The 10768-nt window shown below is 48.0% G+C and carries 7 protein-coding genes and 2 pseudogenes; all 9 read left to right on the top strand.

Annotation, left to right across the window (positions count from 1 at the left end; all coding sequences use genetic code 11):
* The first annotated feature begins 85 nt into the window (after positions 1-85).
* Positions 86-4459: a S8 family serine peptidase gene (locus ACESLK_RS23995; RefSeq protein ID WP_373232246.1), complete on the top strand. Its 4374-nt coding sequence runs from the start codon at positions 86-88 to the stop codon at positions 4457-4459.
* A gap of 144 nt (positions 4460-4603) precedes the next feature.
* Positions 4604-5060: pseudogene (locus tag ACESLK_RS30115) on the top strand (transposase zinc-binding domain-containing protein); the annotation flags it as partial.
* Positions 5061-5151: 91 nt separating this feature from the next.
* Positions 5152-5885: pseudogene (locus ACESLK_RS23985) on the top strand (sugar phosphate nucleotidyltransferase).
* A gap of 9 nt (positions 5886-5894) precedes the next feature.
* Complete coding sequence (gene rfbC / locus ACESLK_RS23980) at positions 5895-6446, top strand: dTDP-4-dehydrorhamnose 3,5-epimerase (RefSeq protein ID WP_373232244.1); 552 nt, start codon at positions 5895-5897, stop codon at positions 6444-6446.
* Between the two features lie 12 nt (positions 6447-6458).
* Positions 6459-7445 carry a dTDP-glucose 4,6-dehydratase gene (gene rfbB / locus ACESLK_RS23975; protein WP_373232267.1) on the top strand — a complete coding sequence of 329 codons (987 nt, stop codon included), beginning with the start codon at positions 6459-6461 and terminating at the stop codon, positions 7443-7445.
* Positions 7438-8301 (top strand): dTDP-4-dehydrorhamnose reductase, encoded by an 864-nt coding sequence (rfbD, locus tag ACESLK_RS23970; RefSeq protein WP_373232243.1) that lies wholly within the window; start codon positions 7438-7440, stop codon positions 8299-8301. Before rfbB ends, rfbD begins: the two co-directional genes overlap by 8 nt.
* A 94-nt stretch (positions 8302-8395) precedes the next feature.
* Positions 8396-8668 (top strand): alpha/beta-type small acid-soluble spore protein, encoded by a 273-nt coding sequence (locus tag ACESLK_RS23965; RefSeq protein ID WP_373232242.1) that lies wholly within the window; start codon positions 8396-8398, stop codon positions 8666-8668.
* 206 nt (positions 8669-8874) lie between these two features.
* Complete coding sequence (gene metK, locus ACESLK_RS23960; protein WP_373232241.1) at positions 8875-10077, top strand: methionine adenosyltransferase; 1203 nt, start codon at positions 8875-8877, stop codon at positions 10075-10077.
* An 87-nt stretch (positions 10078-10164) separates the two neighbouring features.
* Positions 10165-10521, top strand: coding sequence for an MmcQ/YjbR family DNA-binding protein (locus tag ACESLK_RS23955; RefSeq protein WP_373232240.1), 357 nt, complete (start codon positions 10165-10167; stop codon positions 10519-10521).
* Positions 10522-10768: the final 247 nt, after the last annotated feature.

The following is a 10768-nucleotide window of genomic DNA, read 5'->3' as shown; positions in this document are numbered from 1 at the left end:
GAGGGATTCTATGCGAGGCAGTTGAAGGCGCATCTGCATAGAGACATGCAAAATGAGAGGTTTTTCAAATCGAGGAGGAAGACTATTGTCGAACCGCGGAAAAAGAATTAAGAGAATGATTAGTATATTTGTACTGTTATCTTTGCTTACTTTTCAAATTGTTCCTATGAGTGTCTTTGCTGCCGACCCGCAGCCTGCGTACAACAAAAGTGCGGCGAATTCCATTCAGCGGCCTGCATTTGTTGAAGGGGAAGTCATCGTCAAATATAAAAACAACGTCAGCTCGTCAAAGGTATCCAATATCAAATTTGCCTATCAGCTTGTAAAACAGCGCAATGTTCCCCAAATTGGTGCCGAGCTGTTAAAAATCGGTTCTACGAGTAAGGTTGAAGATGTGGTAGCTTCGTTAAACGCTGATAGTTCAGTAGAATACGCTCAGCCCAATTATATTTACTACCCATCGACTACTGATACGAAATGGAACGAATTGTGGGGCTTACATAATATCGGCCAGACTCTAGCTACTTCTCCTGCGGACAGCGGAACGGCTGATTACGACATCGACGCTCCGGAAGCATGGGATCTAGCTGCGAATTTGGATGAAATTATCGTTGCTGTTATCGATACCGGTACGGATATTAACCACCCGGATTTAGCGGGAAAGATCTGGCAAAATCTATCGGACTTGCCTGATGGTATCGATAATGATGGCAATGGAAAAACGGACGACAGCTTTGGATGGGATTTTTACAATAACGACGGGACCGTTTTTGATTCTGTTGACGGGGACGAGCACGGAACGCACGTATCCGGAACGATTGCGGCGGTGGCGAATAACAGCTTAGGTGTTACAGGTGTTGCACCGAACGTAAAAATCATGCCGCTAAAGTTTATAGGTCCAGATGGAGGAACGACAGCCGATGCTATTGCAGCAATTGAGTATGCGGCTGCTCATGGAGCTAAGGTATCGAATAACAGTTGGGGCGGAGGATCTGAAGGTCCCGTGGATGATCTAGCCCTAGAAAATGCAATAACGGCGTCCAACATGGTGTTCGTAGCCGCTGCGGGGAATTTGGGAAGTAATAATGATGTTACACCAGATGTACCTTCCGGGTTAAATTCTCCGAACATTATCAGCGTCGCTGCGGTCGGCAATGACGGCGAGCTTGCGAGCTTTTCAAACTACGGGGCCACGAAGGTGGATGTCGGCGCTCCCGGCGTAAATATTTTAAGCACGATTCCCAAGAATAGATACGATCAAACCGCAGGTATATCGAAAGGACAAACGATCACTTTCGGTTTCGGAATGGAAAGCTTAACTTCTGCAAATCGGATCGATTTCATAAACAAAGCTTTTACACATTTAGGGTTAACTAATAATAGTTCAACCGATGTGTTGCTAGTTAACGATGGAGAGACGACAGGATCGTTTCCTTATACTGATTATACCTCCTACTACACTTCCGCAATTACCGCTTCGAGCTTTAGCGCTGTAACCGTTACGACACAAATAGTAAACACAGATACCGATGGTCCGGGTGCTACCTTTTTAAATAATTACGACTTAGTCATATGGTTTGCAGGTGATGGGGACGGGGCCCCTGGAATAAAGCCGCTCACAAGTAATGATATTGCTTCGCTTTCTACCTACCTTGGTACAGGTAAAAAATTAATGATCACAGGTGATGATGCTCTCCTTGGAAATGAATCGGACCCATTTGTTACGAGTACATTGGGAGCGAAAGTGTACGGCGACCGTGAGGAAGGATATGTAACTCTAAACGGCATTGCATCCAGCCCTTACGATGGAGCCAGCTACACATTTGAGTCCGCATTTGGCTCTAGCCCTTTTAGTGACATCATTAATCCGATTAACGGCGCTTCAGCGGTATTGCAATACGTCGGCGATCCTGATTATTCCGCAGCCTATGAATATTTGGACGGAACATCTATGGCCGCGCCGCATGTAGCAGGAATTGCTGCCGTGTTAATGGGTCAGAAAAACTTGACGGCAGCTGAAGCGATTGCAAGAATCAACGCTACCGGCGTCAGCCTTCCGTCTCTAGCAGGTAAGACTAGCACAGGGAAAATGGCTAATCTTTACAACGCGATTGCTTCGCAGGTAACCCAGCCGGTTGTGTCATTGGGTGATCCGGTAGAGAATAGAGCTTCCCAATACAGTATTTCTTTCAACACCAGCAGCGTCGGCAAGCTGCAGGCTGGCGACACCATTAAGGTAACTTTCCCGAATGGAACCGTATTGCCGGCTACCATATCTGCCGACAAGGTTTCACTAAACGGCGTGCAAACGGGTACTTCAACAGACCTGATCGCTAGCATCGGTCAATCCGTAACGTTTAATGTGCCGAATACGGTCAATCCTTCTTCACCGGCAACGGTGATTATCAATGCATCGGCCAACATCGTTAATCCTGGCGACGGACCGTACACCTTGTCGGTATCGACGTCAACGGATCCTTTGGGACAAGCGTCCGGCAGTTATAATGTGACCGTTCCCGGAGCGCCCGTTATTCTCAGCCCGACGCAGGAACTTTGGACAAACGACAATACTCCTGACCTCATTGTTCAGGTAGAAGCGGGTTCTGCGATTAAAGTGTTGGAAGGTGTCACGGAAGTCGGCAGCGGGGTTGGTGCCGGCAGCACTCCGGTTTCCATTACGCTGGACACTTTGGCCGAAGGAGCTCACAGCTTGATTGTGTCGGTTACCGATGCCGTCTACAATACAAGTCAGGCTACCGTACCGACAATCAACGTCGACCTGACTGTTCCAGCCCCTCCAATTGTTAATCCGGCTGACGACAATGACACGACACTAACCGGGAATGCTGAACCGAACGCCGCCATCACCGTTACGCGCAACGGGGCAACGGTCGGAACGGTAACTGCGGGATCGGATGGTGCCTTTACCGTGACCATTGCGAAACAGCCGCATGGTTCGACTCTTGTTGTTACAGCAACTGACCGAGCGGGGAATACAAGCAGCGTCTTGAATGTAACCGTGGTCGACGTTGCACCGGCAACTCCATCAGGATTGAGTGCGTCAGCCGGCAATCAGTCTGTCACGCTGAGTTGGAACGCCAATACGGAGAACGACATTGCTGGCTACAATGTTTATATGCAAGGAGAAACGGAAACGCAATTCACGGTAACCGGCGTTACTTATACGATCTCTTCTTTAACGAATGGGACACCATATTCGTTTAATATAATTGCTATAGATCAAACCGGCCATGAGTCTGCCCGATCAGCAACTGCAAGCGCCACACCTAGCGCACCTTTCGTTGGTGGCGGTAGTGGCGGATTTATTCCTCCTTTGCAATCCACCGATCCTGAAAAGGTCGTGCTTAAGTCCGAAGATTTGAAGCCGAACGATGCCGGAAATGTCCAGGTCGAACTGCCTTCAAAAGCTAAAGAGGTTGTGCTGCCAGCTGCTGCCGTACTCGAAAAAACGGGAAACAAACTGACGCTGAAAAATGAATCCGTCGCCATTGACATCCCAAGAAATGTACTTGAGGATTTGAAGGAACTTCTTGGCTCGGATTTGTTGAAGGAAGCTAACATTTCGTTCGGCATAACTCTAGTGACAGGAGATCAAGCTTCGGTGCTTCTCTCAACCGCCGGCAAACAAAACAAAGTTTCGGTGAAATCAGCCGGACAAATTTACGAATTCAATCTGTCGATCGTGGCAATGGACGGCACAGTCAGAACGCTGTCGACGTTCAGCGAGCCGATCCATCTTGAACTTAAGGTCGACGCTAATACCGACCCGGATGTGACCGGCATTTTCTTCATAGGATCCAATGGTAAGCTCGAATATGCGGGCGGTGAAATCGTCGGCGGGGTCATTATGGCTGATGTGCATCATTTCAGCAAATACGCCGTTCTCTCTTTTGACAAATCGTTCGTTGATGTTCAGGCTGGCCATTGGGCGAATAAAGTGATCCGTTCGATGGCGGCAAAACAACTCATTGCCGGCGTCAGTGATACTGAATTCGCGCCTTCCAAGAGCGTAACTCGAGCAGAATTCACGGCTATGATTGTCCGCGCACTCGGATTGAAGGCGAGCAAGGCCGCCGTATTTACGGATGTTGAAGGAACAAAATGGTACGCTTCGTCCATCGCTGCGGCAAGTGAAGCGGGTATCGTCAACGGCAAGGACGAAACAAGGTTTGCGCCGGATGAGACGATTACCCGTGAGCAAATGGCCTCCATGATCGTCCGCGCTTACGCATACTTGACTGGTACCGAATTGTCAGGAGGCGAATCCGACTTTTTGGATACCGACAAAATCAGTAAATGGGCTCGTTCATCCGTGAATGCAGCACAAGCGACCGGTTTGATGAAAGGCAAAAAAGACGGGATGTTCGACCCGCAAGCCAATGCGACCAGAGCGGAAAGCGCGCAAGTAATCTATACGCTCTTATCTTTCAAGAAGTAACGTTTATCATTTATGATTTGAAGACTCCGGGTGTATATGAACTTATCACCCGGGGTCTTTTTTTACATTAATATTATAGAATTTATAAGTTTTTCGGGGTGGAGCAGTCTTCCGTCTCGTTTTTGTTTTTGGTAAGGTTTATCTATGGAAACCAACGTGCTGAAGAAAATCTTCTTTGACGAGCATGGACATTGGGATCGGTTCGTCGCCAATCATAAGGACAAGCTTCGTCAAAATGTTATAAAAAAGTTGAGTTGTTCCGAGTATGCGGAAATCTGAAGAATGGCTTCAAATTGTTGGTGTACGAAGGCTGCCATGATTTGAAGCTTGTCCGTATCGCTGTAAAGGTCGATTCTGTACGACATGTTCCTGTGGATAGACAGAAGAATGGGCACGACTATTAGAGGAAGATGTGTTCCAAGTTAATCATTCGCATGTCATCTTCACGATGACATGAAGGGTTACGTAACGTATGCTTGCTTCATCGAGATTAAATTACTCAAAGCGATCATCGACGAAGGCATGTTAAACGGATGATTTCATTCCGTTTGAGATGTTGCGAAAGCATTGGCAGACGGTCGTGCTCAAGCTCATTCGGAAGTGCGGTACTTTTCCATTTTTCTCATATTCGATTGTCCATACTAAAGACCGATAAAGAATAGAAAGATTTATTTTAGCTGGGAGTGAACGGAATGAAAGGTATCATCTTGGCCGGAGGAACCGGCTCTCGATTGTATCCATTGACTAAAGTCACCAACAAACACCTGCTCCCTGTAGGCAAATACCCGATGATCTTTCACGCAATAGCCAAGCTGAAAGAGTCAGCAATCACCGATATCCTCATCTCAACAGGCAAGGGACCACATGGGTGACGTGGTGAACTTGCTTGGCAGTGGACGTGATCTCGGGCTCTCCTTTACATATAAAGTTCAGGACGAAGCAGGCGGAATTGCCGAAGCTTTAGGGTTAGCTGAACATTTTGTCGGCGGAGATTCGATGGTCGTCATCTTAGGGGATAATGTGTTTGCAGATAGCATTGCGCCTTATGTAGATAACTTCCGTAAGCAAGCTAAGGGCGCCAAAATTCTGATTCAAGAGGTACCTGATCCAAGTCGATATGGAGTGCCGGAGTTAAAGGGAGATATAATCGTCTCTATCGAAGAGAAGCCGCAACAACCTAAGAGCAACTACGCGGTAACGGGAATATACATGTACGATGCCGAAGTTTTTAATATTGTTCGTACATTGAAGCCTTGGAGCTTGAGATTACCGATGTGAACAATGCATATATCGAAGCGGGAACACTTTCTTACGACGAGTTGAGCGTTGGTGGACAGATGCTGGAACCTACAGCTCATTAATGAAAGCTAATGAAATGGCACAGGATGTGCGCTACGGAGAAGAGTTCGGTAAACTTAAATTTTAAGGTGATAAGATGAATGTGAAAGAAAGCAAACTACCTGGAGTCAAGGTAATTGAGCCAACCGTTTATGAGGATAATCGAGGCTTCTTTATGGAGAGTTATAATGCAGAGCGCATGACTGCTCAGGGGATATCAACCATTTTCGTCCAAGACAATCATTCGTTATCCGTTCAATCTGGTGTGATACGAGGCTTACATTATCAGTTGGAACCAAAGGCGCAAACTAAGCTTATAAGAGTGCTTGCAGGTGCTATTTATGATGTGGTAGTCGATATCCGCCGTGGATCTCCGACATTCGGGCAGTGGGAAGGTTTCGAGTTATCGGCTGCGAACAAGCATCAACTGCTCGTGCCTAAAGGATTCGCGCATGGTTTTTGCACACTTACTCCGAATTCAGAAGTTCTGTACAAAGTGGATATGCTATATTCGGCTGAACATGATAGAGGCATTGCGTGGAATGACGCTGCGTTAGGAATTGATTGGCCTACGAACGATCCGGTATTATCAGATAAAGATTCGCGGCACCCCTTGCTAGCGGATGCTGAATATAACTTCACATATTAAAGGGTGAAAAACTTGAAATTGCTTGTGACAGGCGGGGCCGGTTTCATCGGCAGTAACTTTATCCACTTCATGAGAAGGGAACATCCTTCTTATGAATTAATCAATGTAGATTTGCTGACTTACGCAGGCAATCTCGATAATTTAATAGGCGTTCAAGACTCGACACGTTATCGGTTTGTTGCAGCAGATATCGCGGAACAATCGGCGATGGAACCGTTATTCCGAGAAGGCGTCGATGCAGTCATTAATTTTGCTGCAGAGTCGCATGTCGATCGGAGTATTAAAGATCCGGGCATATTCGTTCGGACTAATATTTCTGGAACTCAGACGCTGCTGGATTTGGCTCGCAAATATAAGGTGCAGAAGTTCTTGCAAATCTCAACCGATGAGGTATATGGAACGCTTGGAGTAGAAGGATTGTTTAGCGAGAATTCACCTCTTGCGCCGAATAGTCCCTATTCCGCAAGTAAAGCTGGAGCGGATTTGCTCGTTCGAGCTTATCACGAAACTTTCAGGCTCCCCATCAACATCACACGTTGCTCCAATAACTACGGTCCTTATCAGTTTCCAGAGAAGTTAATCCCACTAATGATTAACCATGCATTAGCGAATAAGCCGCTCCCTGTATACGGAGACGGTCTGAATGTGCGCGACTGGTTGTATGTAGAGGATCACTGCAGTGCGATCGATCTTGTGCTGCATCACGGTCGCGATGGGGAAGTGTACAATGTCGGGGGCAACAATGAGCGGACGAATTTGCATGTGGTTAGGACGATTCTATCGGAGCTCGGACGGCCTGAAGCATTGATCACCTATGTGGAGGACCGTCTGGGCCATGACCGTCGCTATGCGATCGATGCTGGTAAAATTCGCGATGAGCTAGGCTGGAATCCGAAATTTGACTACGAGTCGGGAATTCGGAAGACGATTCAGTGGTATCTGGACAATAGTACTTGGATGGAGCGAATAGCGACGGGAGCGTATCGGCAACATGAGTGAAGCGGCGAAAATGTTGAAGGTATTGGTGACGGGAGCGGGAGGTCAGCTCGGGCAAGAGTTGGTTAAGCTTGATGTGCTTGGATTAGAGTTTGTCGGTGTGGATCGTCAAGCAATGGACATTACGGATTCCGAGCAGTGCGCTGAAGTCATTTCTCGTATCGCTCCGGATGTGATAATCCATTGTGCGGCCTACACGGCTGTGGATCTGATTGAGACGGAAGAAGTAAAAGCTTGGCAGGTCAATGCCGAAGGGACGAGGAATGTCGCAGAAGCTGCTGAGGTTGTTGGGGCAAAGCTGTGTTATGTGAGCACGGACTACGTCTTCGACGGAGGTGGGACACAGCCTTACCGTGAAGATGACAAGACAAACCCGCAGACGGTGTATGGCCGAACGAAGCTGGCTGGTGAGATATTTGCGCGTGAGGCTTGCTCTAAAACATTTATTGTACGTACCTCATGGGTATATGGTCGTTATGGTACGAATTTTGTATATACGATGTTAAGGTTAGCGCAGCAGCACGATGAGCTGAAGGTCGTGAACGATCAGATCGGCTCTCCCACCTATACGTTAGATCTGGCCAGGTTTATAGCTGACATAATTCAAACCAAACATTATGGCATCTACCATGCATCCAATACCGGATCCTGCACGTGGTACGATTTTGCCCAAGCGATCTTCGAAGAAGCTGGTTTTTCTGATAAGCTGATGGTAATCCCCTGCAAAACGGAGGAATTTTCTCGTCCGGCTCCGCGTCCCTCGTATTCGGTACTCGGACATGAGGCGCTTATACAAGCGGGGTTAAAGCCATTACGCCACTGGCGGGAAGCTTTGAACGAGTTTTTGAAGCACTTATGAGATTCGACTATATTTTCCCCATACACCCAACAATTCATACGCCTTAGCGATGAAGGTCCCGCACATAATAAGACCACATCAAATAAGGAGGTGCATGAACTTGGCAGGAAGAAATCGCAAGCTGGTGCCGGAGTGCCACAAAGCATTGGAGCAGATGAAGTATGAGATTGCCTCAGAATTAGGGGTTCCAATGGGAGGGGCTGGCTTCGCCGGATTAGACACGGAGTTCGCAGGTGAGCTTGGTGGAATATCGGCAGCTTCTAACGGGCAAGCTTATATGGGTAATCTAACATCGCGGGAAACGGGTTCGGTCGGCGGCGAAATAACGAAAAGGTTGGTTCGTCAAGCTCAGCAAACAGTGCTATAACTTTTGCCGACCTCATACGACACGGTTCGTCATGGCCAAGGGGGCAGGAAAGCAGCATTTCGTACATGCGATTTGACCGCTTCGCTGTAGGCTCATGCGCATTGACACCCCTTGACCATTCAGGTATCATTATTACTCGAAGGTCTGTCCTAACAACCTTTTCCATTCGGAAAAGGTTTATTTTATTTATTGGAGGTTGAAGAAAATTGTCGACGCTTAAACGGCATCTCTTCACGTCCGAGTCGGTCACGGAAGGCCACCCGGACAAAATATGCGATCAAATATCGGATGCGGTGCTAGATGCGTTTCTCGAAGTGGACCCTTACGCTCGCGTTGCGTGCGAAGTGTCGGTCGCTACGGGCCTAGTGCTCGTCATTGGTGAAATTAGCAGTAAAGCGGATTATGTCGATATCTCGGCGATCGTTCGCCGTACGGTCAAGGAAATCGGTTATACTCGCGCGAAATACGGCTTCGATTCCAGCACTTGCGCAGTACTGACCTCTCTTAACGAGCAATCTGCCGATATCGCTCAAGGCGTAAACGCTGCGCTTGAGAGCCGCGTTGGCAAAGACATTCGCCTGGAGAACGAGGATATCGGCGCTGGCGACCAAGGTCTTATGTTCGGTTTCGCATCGAATGAAACTCCGGAATTCATGCCGCTTCCGATCGCTCTTGCGCATCGGTTGTCTCGCCGCTTGTCTGAAGTTCGTAAGGACGAAACGCTTCCGTACCTGCGTCCAGACGGCAAAACACAAGTAACAATCGAATATGTCGGAGGCAAGCCGGTTCGTGTCGATGCGATTGTCATTTCCACGCAGCACTCGGAGGAAATCACTTCCGAGCAGATCGACCGCGACATTCGCGAGCACGTCATTTCAAAGGTTGTTCCTGATGAATTGCTTGATAGTAATACTAACTACTACATCAACCCAACGGGCCGTTTCGTAATTGGCGGACCGCAAGGCGATGCGGGTCTGACAGGCCGTAAAATCATCGTTGATACTTACGGCGGTTATGCTCGTCATGGCGGCGGCGCATTCTCCGGTAAGGATCCAACGAAGGTTGACCGCTCTGCTGCTTATGCGGCTCGTTACGTAGCGAAGAATATCGTCGCTGCCGGACTTGCTGACAAGTGCGAGATTCAGCTTGCTTACGCGATCGGCGTAGCGCGTCCGGTGTCGATCAACGTTGATACTTATGGAACAGGCAAAGTGGAAGATGATAAGCTCGTTGATCTGATCAACAGCAACTTCGATCTCCGCCCGGCCGGCATCATCAAGATGCTCGACCTCCGTCGTCCGATCTATAGGCAGACAGCCGCTTATGGCCACTTCGGCCGTACGGATGTCGATCTTCCGTGGGAACGTCTCGACAAGGTCGAAGTGTTGAAGCAAGGCGCATTGGAATAGTATTTAATTAAAAACTCGCAGAGGCTGTCCCATAAGTAATTTAGGGGCAGCTTTTTTATTGAAAATAAAGGAGGAGATCATAAAACAATGAATCACGAAACCTTAATCGCCCACGGTCTACAATTATCCGGAACATCCCTGCAGTACCCCTTCGATCCGGACCTGCCGGTTCTCTTCGTCGGGAGCAAAATGTTCGCATTATTCGGAATGACTGACGGAAAGCAGAGCGTTAACGTAAAGGTTGTACCAGAGGAGGCTTGGCTGCTCCGGGGGCAGTATCCCGGAACGGTGCTCCCGGGGTATCACATGAACAAGAAGCATTGGAACACGGTCGTCCTTGATGGAATCGTTCCGGATCACGAGGTGATGGGCATGCTGGTGCTATCCTATCAGCTTGTCTATCGCAAGTTGACGAAGAAGGAACGGGAGGAGCTAATCTCTTAATTTCTTCACATACCCGTACATAATCCTAGCCTTTATGACCATATCCCATTGACTCAGGGGATCTCATTTGAGGTTCTTTAGCGAAGAGGATACCGTCAAAAAGCAGCAAGGAGTAGGGGTTCTCCCTCAGTATGATGAGTTTATCTCACGTATGCTCGCTTATTCGCAGGATTTCAGATAACTTGGATAAGCTTTGAATGGGGTATAGGGATAGTAACCATAAGTGACAAGGGGTTGGTGCAGTTAA

This window comes from Cohnella sp., assembly GCF_041640265.1.
Lineage (GTDB): Bacteria > Bacillota > Bacilli > Paenibacillales > Paenibacillaceae > Cohnella.
This window is presented reverse-complemented; position numbering and strand designations above follow the sequence as displayed.